Origin of the sequence: Streptomyces sp. NPDC019937 (assembly GCF_040631655.1) — a bacterium.
Classification (GTDB): Bacteria; Actinomycetota; Actinomycetes; order Streptomycetales; family Streptomycetaceae; genus Streptomyces.
Genome location: NZ_JBEYAL010000083.1, coordinates 1 through 19,584 on the forward strand (window position 1 = coordinate 1; position 19,584 = coordinate 19,584).

A 19,584-nucleotide genomic window follows, 5' to 3' on the forward strand; every position below is an offset into this window, starting at 1 on the left:
GAGGAGAGCGCAGCGGCGCTGCGTGCGACGAGCGCGGGGCCGCGAGGTGCCGTGCCGGGCGTCGGGAGCCCGGCATGATCCACACGACACCCCCTGGCCGCCGCGCCCGAGCGCTAGCCTTCCGCGCCGACCATGCGCAGCACCAGCCCGGCGTAGAGGTCACCGACCTCGTCGGGGGTGCTGCGCCCCCGCGCGTTGAACCAGCGGGCGACGTCGATGCACAGCGACAGCACCGCGACCGTGGTGCCGCGCACGTCCGGCACGTCGAAGTCGCCCGCCCGCACCCCGTCCTCGATGATCGAGCGCACCGCCGCGTCCGTGTTCCGGCGCATGGCGATGACCTCGGCGTGGTGCTCCTCCCCGAGCGCGCCCAGCTCGTACTGCACGACCCGCGCGGTCGTATGGTGCTCCGCGTGCCACCGCACGAACCCCCGCACCGCGGCGGCCAGCCGCTCGGCGGGCGTCCCGCCCCCGTCCCGCGCCTCCTCCAGGATGTCCAGCGCCAGCCGGTGCCCGACCTTGCTGATCTGGTAGAGCAGCTCTTCCTTGGTCTTGTAGTGGATGTAGAGGGCGGCCGGGCTCATCCCGGCGCGCCCGGCGATGTCCCGCGTGGTGGTGGCGTGATAGCCCCGCTCGGCGAAGGCGTGCACGGCGGCACTCACCAGCCGCCGGGCCGCGTCCGGCGTGATGTCCCCCCACGCCTCGGCCCGTCCCCCGGCGTTCTTGCGCTCCACGTCCATGGCGGACACCCTACACGGAGGGTGAGCAAGCGCTTAGGACACGGCTCCCGGACGGGCGTTAGGATCCCCCGCATGTCATCTCAGGTCCAGGTCAACTACCGGAAGTACGACGGATCTCTGCACTGGAACACGCGCATGCGCAGGCTGGGTGAGGACGAGCACGGGGTCTGGCTGGGGCTGCCCGCCAACTCGGTGACGCGCAAGGGGTACGGCCCCGAGGTGCCCGTCGAGTGCGCGCACGTGGTCCTCTTCCCGCGCGGGACGTGGTGGACCGCGGTGTTCAACGCCCCGCCGCGCCCGACCGAGGTGTACTGCGACATCACCACTCCGGTGGAGTGGGTCTCCCCGGACGAGGTCACCATGGTCGACCTGGATCTGGACGTGCTGCGGAAGCGGGCCGACGGGGCGACGCTGCTGGTGGACGAGGACGAGTTCGCCGAGCACCAGGTGCGGTACGGGTATCCGGCGGACGTCATCGCGCGGGCGGAGGCGGCGGGGCGGTGGCTGATGGAGGCGGTCGGGGGCCGCGCCGAACCGTTCGGGCAGGCGTACCGGCCGTGGCTGGCGATGGTGGACGGCCAGACGGGTTAGAAGACGACCAGCGCCCGGCCTCCGCGTCCCGCGAGCATCGCGTCGAAGGCCGCCGGGATGCCGTCCAGGCCGATCCGCTCGGTCACCATGGCGGACAGGTCGAGCCGTCCGGCGCGGATGTGGTCGGCGAGGACGGGGAGGTCGCGGGCCGGGTCGCTGTTGCCGTAGACGCAGCCGGAGAGGGTGCGGCCGAAGTAGAACAGCTCCAGCGCCGAGAAGGTGACCTGCTGATCCTTGCCGCCGATGCCGACGACGGTCGTCCGGCCGCCGCGGCGGGTGGCGGACCAGGCGGTGCGGATGGTGTCGGCGCGGCCGACGCATTCGACGGCGACGTCGGCGCCGTGGCCGCCGGTGAGGGCGCGGATCCGCTTGGCCGGGGCGGCGTCGCCGGTGTCCCCGGCGAGGACGAAGTCGGTCGCGCCCGCCGCCCGGGCCAGCGCCTCCTTCTCCGGTGACACATCCACCGCGACGATCGTCCCCGCGCCCGCGATGCGCGCCGACTGGAGCGCGGCGAGGCCGACCCCGCCGGCGCCGAAGACGGCGACGGACTCGCCGGGGCGCACCCGCGCGCTGTGGTGGACGGCGCCGTACCCGGTGAGTACCGCGCACCCCAGCAGCGCGGCGTCGGCGAGCGGTACGCCGTCCGGCAGCGGGAGCACGGCGTGCGCCGGTACGACGGTCTCCTCGGCGAACGCGGCCGTGCCAAGACCCGGGTACAGCGCGCTGCCGTCGGCGGTGAGCGTGGCGTACGGCAGCGCCGCGGCGTCCCCGGCCCCGGCGCACAGCCAGGGCTCGCCGAGCCCGCAGTAGTGGCATCCGCCGCAGGACGGTGCCCAGTTGAGGATCACGGCGTCGCCCGGGGCGATCCCCGTCACGCCGTCGCCGACCGCCGTGACGGTGCCCGAGCCCTCGTGGCCGAGGACGGCGGGGACGGGCTGGCGGAGCGTTCCGTCGGACAGCGACAGATCCGAGTGGCACACCCCGGCCGCGGCGAGCCGCACCCGCACCTGCGCCGCCCCGGGGTCGGGGATCTCGATGTCCTGGACGCGCAGCGGCGTGCCGAGGGAGGGGAGGACGGCGGCGCGGGTCATGGTGTGGGCTCCTCGGGGTCGGTGCGGGCCGGGGTTTCCTCCCCCGGACCGCCCCTCCCCGAAACCGCGCTCCGCCGCGCCCCGGGCCCGCGCCCAGGGCCGCGCGCCGCCGGGAGGGTCACCGCGCCGGGGGCCCGCCGCAGGGGCCGTACGGCTATCGCCGCCGAGGCGAGCAGCAGCACGCCGAGCATGACGAAGGGGGCGGCGGTGCCCGCGAGTCCGGCGAGCACTCCGGCCGAGGCGGGCGCGGCGACCTGGCCGAGGCGGTTGCCGGTGAGCCGCAGCGCGAGGGCGGTGCTGCGCGCCTGGTCGGGCGCGGCCTGGACGACGGTGGTCATGGACAGCGGCTGGCCGACGCCGAGGCAGAAGCCGAGCGCGGCGAGCAGCACGCCGAGCGCCCAGGCGGGCACCGGCAGGGCGACGGCCGCGCACAGCAGCCCGGCGCCCAGACAGCTCACGGCCATCAGCACGGTGCGGCCCAGCACCCGGATCATCGGGGTCATCACCAGGCGACAGGCGACGGTGGCGGCGGCGCGCAGGCTGAGCAGCAGGCCGACGACGGCCGGCGGGATGGCGCGCTGTTCGCCGACGACGGGCAGATAGGCGGTGAGGACGTCGGTGGCGGACAGCACCGCGAGGCTGATGAAGATGCCGGAGGCGACCCCGCGGGTGCGCAGGATGCGGAACACCGGCACCCGCCGGGCGGAGGACGCCTCGGCGGGCTTCTTCGCCCACCCGGCCGCTCCGTCGACGGGATGGTGCTCGATCCGCCACAGCGAGGTGAACGAACAGGCCGCGACGACGGCGGCGACGAAGAGCGCGGCGGCGCTGGTGCGGGCCAGCGCGCCGTCGTGGCCGGAGACGAGCTGCCCGGCGGCGATCGGCCCGATCAGCTGGCCGAGCGAGGCGCCGACGGTGAAGTGGCCGAAGTTGCGGTCCTGGTCGGCCGGGGCGCTCTGACGGGCGACGAGTGACTGCGCACCGATGACGAATGACAGATGACCAAGTCCCATCACCCCACTCCACGCGGCCATGGCGGGCAGCGAGTCCGCCGTACCGCTGAGTGCGCATCCGGCGGCGATGAGCACCACGCCGACCGGCAGCAGCGGAGCGCACCGGCCGTGGTCGGTGCGCCGCCCGAGCGGTACGGCGGCGAACAGCGGCAGCAGCGCGTAGACACCCGCGATCACCCCGACCGCGCGGGCGTCGGCGCCCAGCGCGAGAGCCCGGTAGGAGACGGCCGGTCTCGCCATGTTCACCGCCCCCTGCGCGAACGCGAAGGCGATGACCAGGCGCAGCAGCCAGCCCCTACCGGGCTCCGAAGTCGTCACGGTCAGATGATGCCGAACGCCAGTCCGGCGGCCAGCACCACCAGGGAGGTGAGCACCGCCCACTTCACCGTGAACCGGGTGTGGTCGCCGAATTCGACCTTGGCCATGCCGACGAGCACGTAGACGGCGGGGACCAGCGGGCTCGACATGTGCAGGGCCTGGCCGACGAGCGAGGCGCGGGCGATCTCCAGTGCGCCGACGCCGTGGGCGTGACCGGCCTCGGCGAGGATCGGCACGATGCCGAAGTAGAAGCCGTCGTTGGACATGAAGTACGTCAGCGGAATCGACAGCACGCCGGTGACCAGGCCCATCTGCGGGCCCATGGCGTCGGGGACACCGTCGACCAGCCAGCGGGCCATGTGCTCGACCATGCCGGTGCCGGTGAGGACGCCGGTGAAGACGGCCGCGGCGAAGACCATGCCGGAGACGTTGACGACGTTCTCGGCGTGGGCGGCGATCCGGGCCTTCTGGTCGGCGATGCGCGGGAAGTTGACGGTGAGAGCGACCGCGGCGGCCAGCAGGAAGAGGACCGGGATGTCCAGCGTCTCGGTGATCATCAGGGCCAGCAGGGTGACGGTGAGCGCCGCGTTGAACCAGTAGAGCTTGGGGCGCAGGGTGGCGCGGTTCGGGTCGAGGCCCTTGAACTCGTCGTCGCCCTCGGCCGGGCCGCTCGCCGGGGCCTCGGCGTCCGTACCGCCACCGGCGCCGCCGGTGCGCTTGCCCAGGCCGACGCGCTTGCCCGTGCCCTTGCCGCCCTCGGCTCCGGCTCCCGCACCCGCGCCGACGAGCACCGTCTCCGGGTCGCCCTCGGTGACCTCGTCGAGCGTCAGCACACCGAGGCGCTTGCGCTCGCGCAGTCCGAGACCGTACGAGAGGGCGAAGACGAAGAGCAGACCGACCGCGAGGGCGGGGATCATCGGGACGAAGATATCGCTCGCGTCGACCTTGAGCGCGGCGGCGGCGCGGGCGGTGGGACCGCCCCAGGGAAGCGTGTTCATGACACCGTTGGCCATGGCGGCGACACCGGTCATCACGACCAGGCTCATCTTCAGCTTCCGGTAGAGCGGCACCATGGCCGACACCGTGATCATGAAGGTGGTGGAACCGTCGCCGTCGAGGGAGACGATCGCCGCGAGCACCGCGGTGCCGACCACGACCCGCATCGGGTCCGCTTTGCAGAACCGCAGGATGACGCGGACGATCGGGTCGAAGAGGCCGACGTCGATCATCACTCCGAAGTAGATGATCGCGAACATCAGCATGGCCGCGGTGGGCGCCAGATCCCCGACGCCGTCGAGGACGTAGTCCCCGAGGTGCGCCCCCTTCCCGACGAGGACGCAGAAGAGCGCCGGGATGAGCACCAGCGCGCCCATCGGGGACATCTTTTTCATCATGATCAAAACAAGGAATGTTGCGATCATGACGAAACCGAGGATTGTCAGCATGTGGCTACCTCACGTTCGCCTTTGAACTCCCCCAGATTTGGCGGTCGGGGCGACGTTAGGTGGCGCAACTTGGCGTTAACAAGGTCTTGACGTGTGAGCAATAAGCGCAAAACCCCAGGTCAGTCCGCTTGGACGGCCGGCGCGGCACGGAGCATGGGGGAAGCGATGACAGTATCGGGGCATGGCTGAGCAGATCATCGCCGCGTGTGACGGGGCGTCGAAGGGGAACCCCGGGCCCGCGGCCTGGGCATGGGTCATCGCCGGGAACGGAAGCGAGGTGGAGCGCTGGGAGGCCGGCCCCCTGGGCACCGCCACCAACAACGTGGCCGAGCTGACCGCGCTGCGGGAACTGCTGGAGGCCACCGATCCGGCCGCGCCGCTACAGGTGCGGATGGACTCCCAGTACGCGATGAAGGCCGTCACCACCTGGCTGCCCGGGTGGCGGAGGAAGGGCTGGAAGACCGCCTCCGGCTCACCGGTGGCCAACCGGGACCTCGTGGTGCGCATCGACGAACTGCTGGACGGCCGCACCGTCGATTTCGTCTACGTTCCCGCGCACCAGGTCGACGGCGACCCCTTCAACGCCGCCGCGGACGCGGCCGCCAGCCACACGGCCCGCACGCAAGCGGCCGCCGGGACCTCGCTCGGCTCCGCCCTGCCCCCGCCGGAGCCCCAGACGGCCCCCCGCTCGGCGAGCCGCAGCCGCCCGCCGCGGCCGCGGGCCGCCCGCTCGGGCGGTGCTTCGATCAAGGCGAAGTTCCCCGGCCGCTGCCGCTGCGGCCAGCCGTACGCCAAGGGCGAGCTCATCGCGAAGAACCCCGACGGCTGGGGCCACCCCGCCTGCGCGACGGGGGCCAAGACGGCCGGATAGGCCACGCCGTGAGCCGGCGGGGCACCGTTCCGTCCGGTTCGGGTGCCCGCCGGCCGGCCGGTTCACCGGCGGGACGCATGCCACCCGTACGAGTGATGCCATGCGATCGGGACCTGCCGGCACCATCTAGTCCAGCACGCGCGCCAGATACGCCCGCAGCAGCTCCTTCGTCTCGGCCACGACCGCCGGGTCGCCTTCCGGGTCGACCCGGAAGGCGAGCCGGAGCAGGGCGTCGGCCGTCTCGACCGCGAGCAGGAAGGCGACCCGCAGGCGCTCGTCGGCCTCGGCGGTGCCGTCGATGCCGAGGGGTTCGGCGAGGATGGCGCGGAGGCGGTCGGCCACCAGGTGGTTGGGCTGGTCGGGCAGGCCGGTCGCCGGGACCGGCATGCCGAACTCGATGAGCGCGAAGCCCGGCGCGCCGCGCTTCATCTCCAGGTACTCGTCCACGACGACGTCCATCGCCGCGCGCCAGTCGCCTTCGCCCGGCCCGGCCCCGGCCAGCCGGCGGGTGATGCGCGCGGTGTACTCGTCGAGGTTGCGGTGGGCCAGGGCCTCGGCCATCGCCCGTTTGTTGGAGAAGAAGCGGTAGACGGAGCCGATGGGCACCTGGGCGCGTTCGGCTACCGCGCGGGTGCTCAGCTGCTCATAGCTCATCTCGTCGAGCAGCTCGGCGCAGGCGTCGAGGATCCGGCCGAGGCGTTCGGCGCTGCGGCGCTGGACCGGTGGGCGGCGGAGAGGCGGTATGGGCACGCCACCATCCTGCCCGATCATTGACGTAACCCCTCTTCGATTCCTATGGTCGGACAGAGGATTCGTCATCAGCGTCGGGAGCACGCCATGGGCGAGGGCACGGGGATCGAGCGAGCGCGCAAGACGGCGGACGGGCTTGCCTACGCCTCCGGCTTCGGCAATGAGCACAGCAGCGAGGCGGTCCCCGGCGCGCTGCCCGTCGGCCGCAATTCGCCCCAGCGCGCCCCGCTCGGGCTGTACGCGGAGCAGCTGAGCGGCACCGCCTTCACCGAGCCCCGCGCCCACAACCGCCGCTCCTGGCTGTACCGCATCCGCCCCTCGGCCGCGCACCCGCGGTTCGTCCGCGTCGACAACGGCACCCTGGGCGGCGCCCCCTTCACCGACTCCGCCCCCGACCCCAACCGGCTGCGCTGGGACCCGCTGCCGGAGCCCGCCACCCGCACCGACTTCCTCTCCGGCCTGTGGACGCTGGGCGGCAACGGGGACGCCGCGCGGCGCACCGGCATGGCGATCCACCTCTACGTCGCCAACGCGCCCATGACCGACCGGGTCTTCGGCGACGCGGACGGCGAGCTGCTGATCGTGCCCGAGCGCGGCGGGCTGCTGCTCCGCACCGAGCTGGGGCTGCTGCGCGCCGAGCCGGGCCACGTGGCGCTCATCCCGCGCGGGGTGCGGTTCCGGGTCGAGCCGCTGGACGCCTGCGTCCGCGGATACGTCTGCGAGAACTACGGCCGCCCCTTCGTCCTCCCCGACCTCGGCCCGATCGGCGCCAACGGGCTGGCCAACGCCCGCGACTTCCTGGCCCCGGTCGCCGCGTACGAGGACGTGGAGCGGCCGGTGGAGGTGGTCAGCAAGTTCTGCGGCAACCTGTGGTCCGCGACATACGACCACTCCCCGCTCGATGTCGTCGCCTGGCACGGCAACCACGTCCCGTACGTCTACGACCTGCGGCGTTTCAACGTCATGGGCACCATCAGCTACGACCACCCCGACCCGTCCATCTTCACGGTGCTCACCTCGCCGTCCGACACCCCCGGGCTCGCGGGCGTCGACTTCGTGGTCTTCGCGCCGCGCTGGCTGGTCGGCGAGGACACCTTCCGGCCGCCGTACTTCCACCGCAATGTGATGAGCGAGTACATGGGCCTGATCGAGGGCGCGTACGACGCCAAGACGGCCGGTCCGGGCGGCTTCGTACCGGGCGGCGGCTCGCTGCACAACATGATGTCGGCGCACGGCCCCGACCGCGACACCTTCGAGGCCGCGAGCGCGGCCGAGCTGACGCCCCGCAAGCTGGACGACGGGCTGGCCTTCATGTTCGAGACGCGGTGGCCGGTGACGGCCACCCAGCAGGCGCTGGAGTCGGACCGGCTCCAGGGGGCGTACGACGCGGTGTGGCAGGGTCTGGAGCGCCACTTCCGCGCATGATGCCGTCAGGCCCGCTGTGACCGTTACCGGAGAGCCGCGTCGTGACCACCTTCGCCCCCGACTCCCTCGCCCTCAACCGCAAGCTGCCGCTGTGGTACCAGGTCTCGCAGTCGCTGCGCGCCTCCATACTCGGCCGCGGGCCCGATGAGCCGCTGCGGCTGCCGACCGAGGACCAGCTCGCCGAGCACTACGGCGTCAGCGTCCTCACCATGCGGCAGGCGCTGAAGGAGCTGGAGTCGGAGGGCCTGATCAGCCGCCACCGGCGGCGCGGCACCTTCATCGAACCGAGCGCGCGGCGCGGCACACCGGTGCGGCTGCTGGGCTCGGTGGACGCGATCGTGGCCCAGCAGTCCGGCGAGCGCACCACGGTGCTGGAGCACGGCCCGGCGCCGGTCCCGGCGGAGCTGGCCGGGTACTTCCCCGGCCTGGAGGAGGCCGCCTCCTACCGCAGGCTGCGCCGGGACGAGCGCGGCGACGAGCCCACCAACTGGGCCGAGAACCTGGTCCGCCCCGAACTCGCCGCCCGCATCGACCTGGCGGACCTGGCGCGCTGGCCGATGACGAAGGTGTTGCGGGACGCGGTGGGGGTACGGATCAGCCGCATCACCGACACCGTGGAAGCGCGCCTGGCCGACCCGGAGACCGCCCGCCTCCTCCAGATCCCGCTGCTCAGCCCGATCCTCCACTACACGGGGGTGACGTACGACGACACGGGCCGCGTGGTCGACGTGGCCCGCATCCACTACCGCGGCGACCGCTTCTCGTTCTCGGTGACGGTCCACGCCGACTGACCGCGGCATGCGGCACAGTTACGATGCGTTGGCTGACCGACGTACGTGCCGGGTGAAAGGCGGCAGGGTGACGGCTACCCGAGACGCATCGCTGCTGGCGGATCTCATGCCCTGGTCCGTGCGGCCGCCACGGTTCGGGCGGGGCTGGGTCGTGGGGCCGGACGCGGGGGCGCTGCGGGCCCGCTGGGCGCGGCTGGTCGGCGCCGGGGACGAGGCGGAGCGGGCGGCGCTGTTCCGGCCGAGCCGCGCCCGTACGCTGCACACCTCCGTGAGCCAGCTGCCCGGCCAGGCCACCTCGACCACCCGGCTGGCCCGCGAGGACGGGCCGTGTCCGGAGCCGGTGCGGATCGGGCACGGGCCGTTCGACCAGCTGTGGCTGATACCGGATCACCGGCTGCTCGACGCCGCGCGCCCGGAGCTGTGGCGGGTCGCGGACGACCGGCAGATCCATGTGGTGGAGGCGGGCGGGCCCGGCCCCGACCCGGCGCTCACCTTCTCGGCGCTGCTGCCGGACGGCCACTCCCCCGCCGGGCGCCCCGGGCACATCCGCCCGCTGTACCGCCGTCCCGGCGGACGCGAGCCCAATCTCGCGCCGGGGCTGCTCGCCCACCTCGGCGAGCGGCTCGGGCGTCCGGTCGCCGCCGAGGACTTCCTCGCCTGGGCCGCCGCCGCGCACCGGGGCGCGCCGTGCGCCGTACCGCTGACGGCCGATCCCGAGACCTGGGAGACGGGCGTGGAGCTGGGCCGCCGTGCGCTGTGGCTGCATACGCGCGGGGCGCACAGTGGTGAGCGCCCGCGCATGCCGGGCGGCCAGCGCCCGTATGTGCGCGCCGCGCTGCCCGAGCGCGGGATGCCGGACACGATCGGTTACGACCCGGACGAGGCGGCCCTGTATCTGGGCGCGGGGCGCGTCTCCCCCGTACCGCGGGCCGCGTGGGAGGCGCACGCGGGCGGGGTGCGGGTGCTGGAGGCGTGGTTCGAGCGGCGTACGGCGCCTGCCGAGGCGGGCACGCTGGAGGCGGTCGGCGCGCCGGCCGGGTGGCCGCGGGCCTGGACGTCCGAGCTGCTGGAGCTGATCACCGTGCTGGCGCTGCTCGCCGAGCTGCGCCGGGACCGGGAGGCGTTGGCCGACCGGGTGGCCGGAGGGCCGCTGGTCGGGCCGGAGGAGCTGCGCGCCGCCGGGGTGCTGCCGGTGCCGGCCGCGGCCCGCCGCCCGGCGTCGGTGCTGGATCACCAGGAGGAGGGGCCGGAGGGCCAGTTCGCGCTGCTGTGACCGCCGCCAGGACGCGGGGCGCCGCGCGTCCCGGGAAGCCGGCGGTGTGCCGCGCCTCACAGCACGGAGCACCGGCTGGAGCGGGCCGGTGCGTCCGGTGCCTTCCCTGGATGCGGATGCGCCGGGGCGCGCGGGTGTGACGCGCCTGGCAGGGGCGGTCGGGCGCGGTGGGTCAGGCGTGGTTGCCGAACAGCGAACGCCGCAGCCGACGCAGCGGCGCGAACAGCGACACCCGGGCGCCCCGGTTGTTCTTCGCGCGTGCGTGATCGCGCGCGATGAGCTCCTGCATCAGCACCGTCGCGCCCTCGGCCTCCCGCTCGGGGACGGCCGGGCCGCCCAGCACCGCGAGATGGCGGTCGAGGCGCGCGCTGGACGCTCCGCTCCCGCAATGAATGGCAGGCACTCGAGGCCTGCTGCGTACCGTTATCTGCTCCATTGTCACTCCCCACCCGTACGAGGGCACCCGCCCCGGGCAGAGTAACCCTACCTCCCCGAGCCGTCACCCGCGCATCCCAGGTCGCTGATTCACCACCACGTCAAGGGTGTTGACGCCCATACAGTGAAGATCGGCCCCGGTGGGAGCCCCTTTGCGTTTCATGACAAATTACAGAACGCGCCAAGCCTTTCGGCCCTCCGCCCCGAATAGCCGCATGAAGGAACATCCGGCAAGGTGCGAAGGACCGACACGATGACCGCATTCACCAGGAGCCTGGCCGGGCTCGTCTGCTGCTCGCTGGCCGCGGGCGGGCTCACCGCCGCCGGCGTGGCGGCGCTGCAGCCGCAGACGGCCGAAGCCTCCAGCCACCGCGAGGCGCCGCTGATCTCGGGGCAGCCGCAGTACGACGCGACGGACGTGTACGCGTTCCAGAGCCCGGACAAGCCGGACAAGACCACCCTGATCACGAACTTCCTGCCGTTCCAGGACCCGGCCGGCGGCCCGAACTTCTACAAGTTCGGCACGGACGCCCGATACGACCTGCACATCGACAACGACGGCGACGGCCAGGGCGATCTGCTCTTCCGCTGGACGTTCAAGGACCACCTGAAGAACGGGGACACGTTCCTCTACAACACCGGCCCGGTCGACTCGCTCGACGACCCGGACCTCAACTTCACCCAGAGCTATGACCTCGAGGTCTTCCAGCTGAAGAACCAGCGGGCCGTCGCCCGGGCCAAGCTCGCCGACGACCTGCCGGTCGCCCCGTCGAACGTCGGCAAGGCGTCCATGCCGGACTACAAGAAGCTCCGCGACCAGGCGGTGCAGGAGATCGGCTACAGCGGCGGCTCGACCAGCTTCGCCGGTCAGGCCGACGACCCCTTCTTCGCCGATCTGCGGGTCTTCGACCTGCTCTACGGCGGCGACATGTCCGAGATCGGCAACGACACCCTCAAGGGCTACAACGTCCAGTCCCTCGCCCTGGAGGTGCCGACCAAGGCACTGGTCGAGTCCAAGGACCAGCCGGTGATCGGCGTGTGGTCCACCGTCCACCGCAAGACCGCGCGCGGCGGCTGGGCGCAGGTCTCCCGGCTCGGCAACCCGCTGGTCAACGAGGTCGTCATCCCGCGCAAGGACAAGGACAAGTTCAACGCCTCGGCACCGTGGGACGACGCGCAGTTCGCCGGCTCCGTCAAGGACCCCGAGCTGCCCAAGCTGATCGAGCAGATCTACAAGATCGAGGCCCCGGACACCCCCCGTGACGACTTGGTGCAGGTCTTCCTGACCGGTGTGCCCAAGCTCAACCAGCCGCCGCACGTCCGCCCCTCGGAGATGCTGCGGCTCAACACCTCCATCGCGCCCGCCAAGGACCCCAAGCGGCTGGGCGTGCTCGACGGCGACAACGCCGGGTTCCCCAACGGGCGGCGGCCGCTCGACGACGTCCTGGACATCTCGCTGCAGGCCGTGGAGGGCGAACTGCTGGGCAAGAAGAACGACCTGGGCGACGCGGTCGACAAGAACGACCAGGAGTTCTACGGCGCCTTCCCGTTCCTCGCGCTGCCCAGCTCCGGTTCGGACGCCAAGGCCGTCTCGAAGAGCGCCGGTTCGTCCTTGCTGGAGGGCGGCTCGGGCATCGGTGGCTCCTCCGAGGACACGATGATGCTCGCCGGGTCCGCGGCGGCCGGCGGTGGCGCCGTACTGCTGCTGGGGCTCGGCCTGCTCTGGATGCGCAAGTCGCGCCGTCCCGCCCGCGCGCGCCGGCGCTGACCGGCGCCCGTCGCCACTCACACCACCCCGCGGGCGCGGTCCCGCCCCCATCGCACGCTCCCAGCCGTGTGGACCGCGCCCTCCTCTCCACCGTCCCGGCGAACTCCACCGTCCCGGCGAAAGGCAGCTGTCACCCATGGCTCTCCGGCCACCCCTCCCCCGCACGGTCCGCACGGCGGCCGTCGTCTGCACCCTCGCGGTGGGTCTGACCGCCGCCTCGTCCGTACTCGGCGGGACGCCGGGCGACCGGCCCGCCGGACCGGTGTCGCTGAGCGCCGCCGGGGCGCCGGCAGCGCTGCAGCAGGTCTCGGCGGACGGCCTGGCAGGCCGGATCAGCGCCCTGCAGAAGCATCTGCGCGCCCAGCCGAAGGACGCCTCCGGCTGGTCCGGGCTGGGGGCCGCCTACATCGAACAGGCCCGCGGCACCGGCGACCCCACCCGCTATCCGCAGGCGGAGAAGACCTTCGCCCGCTCGCTCGCCGTCCAGCCGCGCGACAACGACGAGGCGCTCGCCGGGCGCGCCTCCCTCGCCGCCGCCCGGCACGACTTCACGAGCGCGCTGCGGGACGCCGACAAGGCGCTGAAGATCAACTCCTACGGCCAGGCGGCGATGGCCGTCCGCATCGACGCCCTGGTGGAGCTGGGCCGCTACAAGGACGCCTACGCCGCCGCCGAGCACGCCGACGCGGTGCGGCCCGGCATCCCCGTCTTCACCCGGCTCGCCTACGTCATGGAGCTGCGCGGCGATCCGAAGGGGGCGCGCGAGGTCCTGGAGCGCGCGCGGGAGTCCGCGACCTCGCCCAGCGACATCGCCTACGTCTCCACCTCGATCGGCCAACTCGCGTGGGGCCAGGGCCGGTACGACACCGCGCGGCGCGCCTTCGGCACCGCCCTGCGCGCCGTACCCGGCTATCTCCCGGCCCTGGAGTACCGCGGCCGCACGGCCGTCGCGCAGGGCCGTGTGAGCGCCGGTATACGCGATCTCGAGGAGGTCGTACGGCGCTCTCCGCTGCCCGCCCAGCTGGCCGCGCTGGGCGAGGCGTACGAGGCGCGGGGCGACGCGGCGAAGGCGAAGCAGCAGTACGCGGTGGTCGACACCTGGATCACCCTGGCCCGCGCGAACGGGGTGGCGACCGACCTCGACAGCGCCCTCGTCGCGGCCGACCACGGTGACGTCAAGCAGGCCCTGAAGGCGGCCCGCGCCGAATGGGACCGGCGGCAGACGGTGCACACCGCCGACGCGCTGGCCTGGGCGCTGCACCGCAACGGCAAGGACCGCGAGGCCCTGGACGCCGCCGAGCGGGCCGCCGGACCGGGCTACCGCAACGCGGCGTTCCTCTACCACCGGGGCATGATCGAGAAGTCCCTGGGCGACGAGAAGGCCGCCCGCGGCCACCTCGCCGACGCCCTCGACCTCAACCCGGGGTTCTCGCCGACGGGGTCGCGCGACGCGAAGGCGGCGCTGAAGCGGCTGGGCGGTGCGCGATGACCTCTCCCCACTCCGTCCCTTCCCGGACCGGCGGCAAGACCCCGGCGCGGCGGCGCATGCGGCGGCGGCTGGCGGCGGCCGGCGTGCTGGTGGGGGCCGTGGCGGCGGTGCTGGTGCCCGCCGGGAGCGCCGAGGCGCATCCGCTCGGCAACTTCACCGTCAACCGCTACGACGGCCTGGTCATCGCGCAGGACGCCGTCCGCGTCGACCACGTCGAGGACCTGGCCGAGATCCCGTCCGCGCAGGCGAAGGCACAGATCGACCGGAACGGCGACGACGCGCTCTCCCGGAGCGAGCTGGCCTCCTGGGCCGGGACCCGCTGCGCTACGGCCGCGGACAAGGCCCGGCTGACCGTGGACGGCCGCGAGACCGGCGTACGCGTCCAGCGCAGCGCGGCCCGCGCCCGGCCCGGCCAGGCCGGGCTGCCCACGCTGCGGGTGAGCTGCCGGCTGACGGCGAAGCTGGCGCACGCGCGGGAGGCGGCCATCGGCTACCGCCCCCACGACGTCGGCACCGGCCCCGGCTGGCGCGAGCTGACGGCCCGGGGCGACCGGATGACGCTCACCGACTCCACCGCCCCCGCCCGTTCGGCCTCCCACCGGCTGACCAGCTACCCCAAGGGCCAGCTCTCCTCGCCGCTGGACCAGCGCACGGCCACCCTCCGGGTGAAGCCGGGCGGCCCGGCGCTCGCCGCGGCGACCCCGGCGTCCGACCGGGACGACGCGGTGGGTTCGTCGGTGCTGCCGCGCGGAGCGGACCGCTGGACGCAGGCGCTCACCTCGATGGTGGCGCGGCACGACATCACCTTCGGTTTCGCGCTCACCGCCTTCGGCATCGCGGTCCTGCTGGGCGCGATGCACGCGCTCGCCCCGGGCCACGGGAAGACGATGATGGCGGCGGCCGCCGCGGCGGGCGGGCGCAGCGCGCTGCGCGATGTGCTGGCGCTGGGCGCGTCGGTGACGGTCACCCACACGATGGGGGTGTTCGCCCTGGGGCTGCTGGTCACGGCGGGTTCGGCGGCCGCTCCCTCGGTGATCTCCTGGCTGGGCATCGCGAGCGGGGCGCTGGTCGCGCTGACGGGCGCGGGGCTGCTGCGCAAGGCGGTGCGCAGGCATCGGCATGTGAAGGCCCACCAGCACGAACACCACCATCATGACCATGATCACGGGCATACGCACGACCACGCGCACGGGCACACCCACACCCACGACCACGGGGACGGCCACACCCACACCCATGAGCTGCGCCCCACCCTCCGCGGCACCCTCCTGATGGGCTTCGCGGGCGGCATGGTCCCCAGCCCCTCCGCCGTCGTCGTGCTCGTCGGCGCGGCCGCGCTCGGCCAGGCGTGGTTCGGGGTCGTACTGGTGGTGGCGTACGGGATCGGGCTGGCGCTGACCCTCACGGCGGCCGGGTTCACGGCGGTACGCGTGGGACAGGAGGCGGCCGAACGGCTCATGGCCCGCCGGGAGCGGGCGGGCCGGGGCCACAAGCTGCTGGGCGCGCTGCACCGCGCGTCGCCGTTCGGCACGGCCGCCGTCGTCCTCGCGCTCGGCTGCGGATTGGTGCTCAGGGGGGCGGCAACAACGCTCGGTTGAGGTACATTCAGCCCGAATTGCTCGGTTGGGGGGAGGGCTCGGCCATGAGCGAAGACGGTTTCGGGCGACGGGGTGAGCAGCTGGCCGGGGGGCGTTACCGCCTCCTCGGCGCACTGGGCCGCGGCGGCATGGGCGTGGTGTGGCGGGCGTACGACGAGGCGCTGGGCCGCGAAGTGGCCATCAAGGAGGTGCGGGCCCCGGCCGGGCTCGGCGACCGCGACACCGGCCGGCTGTACGCCCGGCTGGAGCGGGAGGGCCGGGCGGCGGCGCGGGTCTCGCACCGCAACGTGGTCACGGTGTACGACGTGGCGGTGGAGGGCGGCCGCCCGTGGATCGTCATGGAGCTGGTGCGCGGGCTGTCCTTCGCGGACGTGCTGGAGGCGGAGGGTTCGGTGCCGCCCGCGCGGGCCGCGTCCGTGGGCGCCGAGGTGCTGGCGGCGCTGCGGGCCGCGCACGCGGTGGGCGTTCTGCACCGGGACGTGAAGCCCGGCAACGTGCTGCTGGGGAACGACGGCCGTGTGGTGCTCTCCGACTTCGGGATCGCCCTGGTGGAGGGCGACGCGGCGCTGACGCTGACCGGGGAGCTGATCGGCTCGCCGGAATTCCTCGCCCCGGAGCGGGCGCTCGGGCAGCCGCCGGGCCCGGAGGCGGATCTGTGGTCGCTGGGCGTGATGCTGTACGCGGCGGTGGAGGGCTTCTCGCCGTTCCGGCAGGACACGCCGCTGTCGACGCTGCGAGCCGTGGTGGACGCGGCGTTACCGCCGCCCCGCTGGGCCGGGCCGCTGAGGCCCGTACTGGAGGGGCTGTTGCGGAAGGACCCGCGGCAGCGGACGCCGGCCGCGGAGGCGGAGCGGCAGCTGCGGCTGGTGGCCGCGGGCGGCACGCCCGGCGGCGTACGGCCGCCATCGGACACCGGCCGCACGACAGCCGCGGCACCCACGGCACCCACGCGGCCCCTGGTGGCGTCCGCGCCGCCGAGCGGCTATCCGGCCGCTCCCACTCCCGCCGGCCCCGTCGGCCCCGCGGACGATCAGCCCCGGCCGGAGTATCCCCGGCGGGCGGTGGCCGCGGTCGCGGCGGGGGCGCTGCTGGGCGTGCTGGCGCTGGCCGGGCTGACCTGGGCGCTGCTGAACGGCGACGGCCAGGACGACACGAACCGCGGCACCGGCGGCGGTACGGCCGTCACGAACGCCACCGGCACGCACCGTACGGACGCCACCGGGGACACCCCCCGCACGGCGACCACCGCGCCCGCGGTCACCATCACGGTCGTCATCAAGGCCGAGAGGGACACCTACGAGGGAGCCTGCCCGCCGCCGCCCGACAAGGCGCCCTCGTTCACCGCCACGCTCTTCGTGAACCACGCTCCCGCGACGGTCGAATACCGCTGGATCACCGGCAGCGGCCGGGTCTCGGACGGCGGTTGGAAGTCGGCCCGCTTCGGCAGCGGGCGCACGGCGCACACCGTGCACCACACCGAGCCGTCGTATCAGGTGGGCGGCCGCCACGAGGACTGGATCGCCGTGGAGACCAAGGGTCCGAAGGGCGTGACGTCCTCGCGCGTCGACTTCGCCACGACGTGCGAGGAGGCCCCGACGGACGGGGCCTCCTCCGATGCGCGGATCAGCCGGATCAAGCAGCGGAGGTGAACACGGGGAGGTAGCCACCGGACTGGCCGGCGGCGGTCGGGTGGTAGGACTCCTCGATGGGGAAGGTGACGCTGTTCAGCCAGGCGCTGCCGGAGCAGATCTCGTGGCCGGTGAAGGTCGTGGTGACGTCACCGAAGGTGAAGCCGTGGTCGGCGGCGCGCTTGGCGGTCTCGGAGTTGAGGAGGTCGGCGGCGTTGTTGATGGCGGTGCGCGAGGCCTCGCTGAGGCCCAGGAGGCAGGAGCCGTTCAGCTTGTAGAAACGCGGGTAGCCGAGGACGACGACATGGGCGGACGGGGCCTTGGCGCTGATGGCGTCGTACACCTGGTCGAGCTTGCCGGGCAGGGTGTTCTGGGCGTACGTACGGGCGTTGGCCACGGCGGTGAGACAGGCGCTCTCGCCCTGCAGCGCACAGGTGGTCATCACGCTCGCGAACCCGGCGTCGTTGCCGCCGATGCTGATGCTGACGAGCCCGGTGGACGAGTTGAGCGGTCCGAGCTGACCGCTGAGCACATCACCGGTCTTGGCGCCCGAGCAGGCGGTGAAGGCGAAGCTGGAGGGGGAGTGGGCGGCGGCCCAGAGCGCGGGGTACGCCTTGGTGCTGCGCTTGCAGGCGCCGCTGGCGCTGTCGTAGCTGCCCGCGCCGACCCCGGACGAGTAGGAGTCGCCGAGCGCCACATAGGCGGGTCCGGCGCTCTGCCCGGTGGCGTGGGCGGCGCCGGCCCCGGTGAGGACGAGGACGGCGCCGACGACGAACGACCCTAAGGCCGCCGTGAGTCTGGACAGTTTCATTCGAATCTCCCTAGCAGGATCACTCCTGTGCCGATGTGAGGCGCGACCACCCCGAAACGGGGCACTCGCGTTCGAAACCGTCAATCACGCCACCGTGCGTATATCGGCGATGTGACATGGCTACGTCATGCCGCCGAAAATCATGATCTATGCGCGAGACTGTCCAAAAACTTTCGATCACTCAAAAGGGTGAATCTTGCGCATAATCCCCGCGAACACCCCTATTCCGGTGGGCTTCTTCGGAACAGCTCGGTAAACGGCCGTAAACCCCGGTGCGCCGACGCCCCTCGTGCTGGATCATGGGGCCGGGTGCGCCGACCGCCGCACCCGACCGCTCGCTCAGGAGGCAGACCCTGCCCGCTACACCCGCCGAACAGTCCCTTCCGATCCGGCTGAACGTCGATGACAGTGATTCGCCGTCGGATGTCGTCGACGCGCTCTTTCTCGGCCGGTTCGCGACCGGAGAGCAGCCCTATGCCCGCAGTCACTCCGTCGACCGGGTGAAGTCGGGCGCCACGCTGCTGCCGCCCGCCGCGAGCGTGCTGCGCGCGGCCCGCGACGACGACCGCAGCGCCACGCTCGCCGAGGGCGACGGCTGGACCCTGCTGGTGTCCCGGTGGAACCGGGGCGCGGACGTGACCGTGACCGCCGTCCGGGACGAGCTTGCCGAAACGGTGCTGCGGCAGGCGGTCGACGGCGCCGAGGACGAGCCCGAGCCGCAGCCGGAGAACGTGTCGATGGGCTTCTGGTACGTCTCACCGCGCCGCGGCCCGCACCGCACCACCCGTCAGATCGCGGCCGGGACGTGGGAGGAGATCCGCGACAACTACACGGCGCCGGTCGCCGAGGCCATGGACGGGCTGATGAAGGTCACCCCGGACGACATCGCGGGCCGCCTCCTGCTGCTGCACGGCCCGCCCGGCACCGGCAAGACCTCCGCGCTGCGCACCCTCGCCCGCTCCTGGCGCGACTGGTGCCAGGTGGACTGCGTCCTGGACCCGGAGCGGCTGTTCACCGACGTCGGCTATCTGATGGACATCGCCATCGGCGAGGACGACGGCTCGGCCAAGGGCCGCTGGCGGCTGCTGCTGCTGGAGGACTGCGACGAGCTGATCCGCGGCGAGGCCAAGCACACCGCGGGCCAGGCGCTGTCCCGGCTGCTCAACCTGACGGACGGTCTGCTGGGCCAGGGGCGCAACGTCCTGGTCGGGGTGACCACCAACGAGGACCTGGAGCGGCTGCACCCGGCGGTGGTCCGCCCCGGCCGCTGCCTCGCCCGCATCGAGGTCGGCAAGCTGAACCGTACGGAGGCGGTCAACTGGCTGGGCGCGGAGGAGGGCATCGGCCGGGACGGCGCGACGCTCGCGGAGCTGTTCGCGCTGCGCCGCGGCACCCGCCCCGCCTCGGTCCCCCTCCAGCCGGGCGAGACGGACGCGGGGCTGTACCTGTAGACGCTAGTGACCTGAGTCGGAGGTTTGTCGTTGGTTCGGTATGAGTCGTCCGGGTCCGAAGATTCCGCCGTTGTCACTGACTGATGCCCAGCGGGC

General features: G+C 73.2%; 17 protein-coding genes. 10 read left to right on the forward strand and 7 right to left on the reverse strand.

The features are described from left to right. Window positions 1-113 precede the first annotated feature (113 nt). Window positions 114-740 (reverse strand): TetR/AcrR family transcriptional regulator, encoded by a 627-nt coding sequence (locus tag ABZ562_RS40085; protein WP_361490111.1) that lies wholly within the window; start codon window positions 738-740, stop codon window positions 114-116. Window positions 741-812: 72 nt separating this feature from the next. On the opposite strand from ABZ562_RS40085, the gene ABZ562_RS40090 reads away from it, so the two are divergent. After that, window positions 813-1,331, forward strand: a complete 519-nt coding sequence (locus tag ABZ562_RS40090; RefSeq protein ID WP_361490114.1) for a DUF402 domain-containing protein — start codon at window positions 813-815, stop codon at window positions 1,329-1,331. Here the strand turns inward: ABZ562_RS40090 and ABZ562_RS40095 are convergent. The 3 genes from ABZ562_RS40095 to ABZ562_RS40105 are packed head-to-tail and all read right to left on the reverse strand — an operon-like array spanning window position 1,328 to window position 5,198. Continuing rightward, window positions 1,328-2,422, reverse strand: coding sequence for a Zn-dependent alcohol dehydrogenase (locus tag ABZ562_RS40095; protein WP_361490117.1), 1,095 nt, complete (start codon window positions 2,420-2,422; stop codon window positions 1,328-1,330). The two genes, ABZ562_RS40090 and ABZ562_RS40095, sit on opposite strands and share 4 nt — an antisense overlap. After that, the gene (locus tag ABZ562_RS40100) at window positions 2,419-3,753 is read right to left on the reverse strand and encodes an MFS transporter (RefSeq protein WP_361490119.1); all 1,335 of its coding nucleotides are present in this window, start codon (window positions 3,751-3,753) and stop codon (window positions 2,419-2,421) included. The genes ABZ562_RS40095 and ABZ562_RS40100 overlap by 4 nt, the downstream gene beginning before the upstream one ends. Window positions 3,754-3,755: 2 nt before the next feature. Beyond that, a complete protein-coding gene (locus tag ABZ562_RS40105) occupies window positions 3,756-5,198 on the reverse strand; it encodes a citrate:proton symporter (RefSeq protein ID WP_361490121.1) in 1,443 nt (480 codons plus the stop codon). A 181-nt stretch (window positions 5,199-5,379) separates the two neighbouring features. On the opposite strand from ABZ562_RS40105, the gene ABZ562_RS40110 reads away from it, so the two are divergent. After that, window positions 5,380-6,069 carry a ribonuclease H gene (locus ABZ562_RS40110; RefSeq protein WP_361490124.1) on the forward strand — a complete coding sequence of 230 codons (690 nt, stop codon included), beginning with the start codon at window positions 5,380-5,382 and terminating at the stop codon, window positions 6,067-6,069. Window positions 6,070-6,195: 126 nt separating this feature from the next. Here ABZ562_RS40110 and ABZ562_RS40115 read toward each other — a convergent pair whose 3' ends face one another. Next, entirely contained in the window at window positions 6,196-6,840 is a 645-nt protein-coding gene (locus ABZ562_RS40115; protein ID WP_361490126.1) for a TetR/AcrR family transcriptional regulator, read from the reverse strand. 66 nt (window positions 6,841-6,906) lie between these two features. On the opposite strand from ABZ562_RS40115, the gene hmgA reads away from it, so the two are divergent. The 3 genes from hmgA to ABZ562_RS40130 all read left to right on the forward strand — a co-directional run bounded on the left by hmgA (window position 6,907) and on the right by ABZ562_RS40130 (window position 10,308). Beyond that, window positions 6,907-8,244, forward strand: a complete 1,338-nt coding sequence (gene hmgA / locus ABZ562_RS40120) for a homogentisate 1,2-dioxygenase (RefSeq protein WP_361490129.1) — start codon at window positions 6,907-6,909, stop codon at window positions 8,242-8,244. A 41-nt stretch (window positions 8,245-8,285) separates the two neighbouring features. Beyond that, window positions 8,286-9,035: a GntR family transcriptional regulator gene (locus ABZ562_RS40125; RefSeq protein ID WP_361490132.1), complete on the forward strand. Its 750-nt coding sequence runs from the start codon at window positions 8,286-8,288 to the stop codon at window positions 9,033-9,035. A gap of 106 nt (window positions 9,036-9,141) precedes the next feature. Beyond that, a complete protein-coding gene (locus ABZ562_RS40130) occupies window positions 9,142-10,308 on the forward strand; it encodes a type ISP restriction/modification enzyme (protein ID WP_361490149.1) in 1,167 nt (388 codons plus the stop codon). Window positions 10,309-10,480: 172 nt separating this feature from the next. Here the strand turns inward: ABZ562_RS40130 and ABZ562_RS40135 are convergent, their stop codons facing one another. Then, window positions 10,481-10,744 (reverse strand): hypothetical protein, encoded by a 264-nt coding sequence (locus tag ABZ562_RS40135; RefSeq protein ID WP_361490135.1) that lies wholly within the window; start codon window positions 10,742-10,744, stop codon window positions 10,481-10,483. Between the two features lie 252 nt (window positions 10,745-10,996). Here ABZ562_RS40135 and ABZ562_RS40140 point away from each other — a divergent pair, with 252 nt between their 5' ends. From ABZ562_RS40140 to ABZ562_RS40155, 4 genes are all read left to right on the forward strand, one after another. Then, window positions 10,997-12,511, forward strand: a complete 1,515-nt coding sequence (locus tag ABZ562_RS40140; protein ID WP_361490138.1) for a DUF4331 domain-containing protein — start codon at window positions 10,997-10,999, stop codon at window positions 12,509-12,511. Between the two features lie 136 nt (window positions 12,512-12,647). After that, complete coding sequence (locus tag ABZ562_RS40145; RefSeq protein WP_361490140.1) at window positions 12,648-14,000, forward strand: tetratricopeptide repeat protein; 1,353 nt, start codon at window positions 12,648-12,650, stop codon at window positions 13,998-14,000. Beyond that, window positions 13,997-15,598 carry a nickel transporter gene (locus tag ABZ562_RS40150; protein ID WP_361490143.1) on the forward strand — a complete coding sequence of 534 codons (1,602 nt, stop codon included), beginning with the start codon at window positions 13,997-13,999 and terminating at the stop codon, window positions 15,596-15,598. Before ABZ562_RS40145 ends, ABZ562_RS40150 begins: the two co-directional genes overlap by 4 nt. Before the next feature lie 44 nt (window positions 15,599-15,642). Continuing rightward, the gene (locus tag ABZ562_RS40155; protein ID WP_361490145.1) at window positions 15,643-17,247 is read left to right on the forward strand and encodes a protein kinase; all 1,605 of its coding nucleotides are present in this window, start codon (window positions 15,643-15,645) and stop codon (window positions 17,245-17,247) included. Here the strand turns inward: ABZ562_RS40155 and ABZ562_RS40160 are convergent. Further along, window positions 17,231-18,037 (reverse strand): SGNH/GDSL hydrolase family protein, encoded by an 807-nt coding sequence (locus ABZ562_RS40160; protein WP_361490147.1) that lies wholly within the window; start codon window positions 18,035-18,037, stop codon window positions 17,231-17,233. The two genes, ABZ562_RS40155 and ABZ562_RS40160, sit on opposite strands and share 17 nt — an antisense overlap. Window positions 18,038-18,390: 353 nt before the next feature. Here ABZ562_RS40160 and ABZ562_RS40165 point away from each other — a divergent pair, with 353 nt between their 5' ends. Continuing rightward, the gene (locus tag ABZ562_RS40165; protein ID WP_361490150.1) at window positions 18,391-19,488 is read left to right on the forward strand and encodes a DUF5925 domain-containing protein; all 1,098 of its coding nucleotides are present in this window, start codon (window positions 18,391-18,393) and stop codon (window positions 19,486-19,488) included. Window positions 19,489-19,584: the final 96 nt, after the last annotated feature.

What these genes read in the sequence shown, in the direction of transcription:
- ABZ562_RS40085 (WP_361490111.1), bottom strand. Translation starts at nt 740, where the DNA reads ATGGACGTGGAGCGCAAGAACGCCGGGGGACGGGCCGAGGCGTGGGGG.
- ABZ562_RS40090 (WP_361490114.1), top strand. Translation starts at nt 813, where the DNA reads ATGTCATCTCAGGTCCAGGTCAACTACCGGAAGTACGACGGATCTCTG.
- ABZ562_RS40095 (WP_361490117.1), bottom strand. Translation starts at nt 2,422, where the DNA reads ATGACCCGCGCCGCCGTCCTCCCCTCCCTCGGCACGCCGCTGCGCGTC.
- ABZ562_RS40105 (WP_361490121.1), bottom strand. Translation starts at nt 5,198, where the DNA reads ATGCTGACAATCCTCGGTTTCGTCATGATCGCAACATTCCTTGTTTTG.
- ABZ562_RS40110 (WP_361490124.1), top strand. Translation starts at nt 5,380, where the DNA reads ATGGCTGAGCAGATCATCGCCGCGTGTGACGGGGCGTCGAAGGGGAAC.
- ABZ562_RS40115 (WP_361490126.1), bottom strand. Translation starts at nt 6,840, where the DNA reads ATGATCGGGCAGGATGGTGGCGTGCCCATACCGCCTCTCCGCCGCCCA.
- hmgA (WP_361490129.1), top strand. Translation starts at nt 6,907, where the DNA reads ATGGGCGAGGGCACGGGGATCGAGCGAGCGCGCAAGACGGCGGACGGG.
- ABZ562_RS40130 (WP_361490149.1), top strand. Translation starts at nt 9,142, where the DNA reads ATGCCCTGGTCCGTGCGGCCGCCACGGTTCGGGCGGGGCTGGGTCGTG.
- ABZ562_RS40135 (WP_361490135.1), bottom strand. Translation starts at nt 10,744, where the DNA reads ATGGAGCAGATAACGGTACGCAGCAGGCCTCGAGTGCCTGCCATTCAT.
- ABZ562_RS40140 (WP_361490138.1), top strand. Translation starts at nt 10,997, where the DNA reads ATGACCGCATTCACCAGGAGCCTGGCCGGGCTCGTCTGCTGCTCGCTG.
- ABZ562_RS40145 (WP_361490140.1), top strand. Translation starts at nt 12,648, where the DNA reads ATGGCTCTCCGGCCACCCCTCCCCCGCACGGTCCGCACGGCGGCCGTC.
- ABZ562_RS40150 (WP_361490143.1), top strand. Translation starts at nt 13,997, where the DNA reads ATGACCTCTCCCCACTCCGTCCCTTCCCGGACCGGCGGCAAGACCCCG.
- ABZ562_RS40155 (WP_361490145.1), top strand. Translation starts at nt 15,643, where the DNA reads ATGAGCGAAGACGGTTTCGGGCGACGGGGTGAGCAGCTGGCCGGGGGG.
- ABZ562_RS40160 (WP_361490147.1), bottom strand. Translation starts at nt 18,037, where the DNA reads ATGAAACTGTCCAGACTCACGGCGGCCTTAGGGTCGTTCGTCGTCGGC.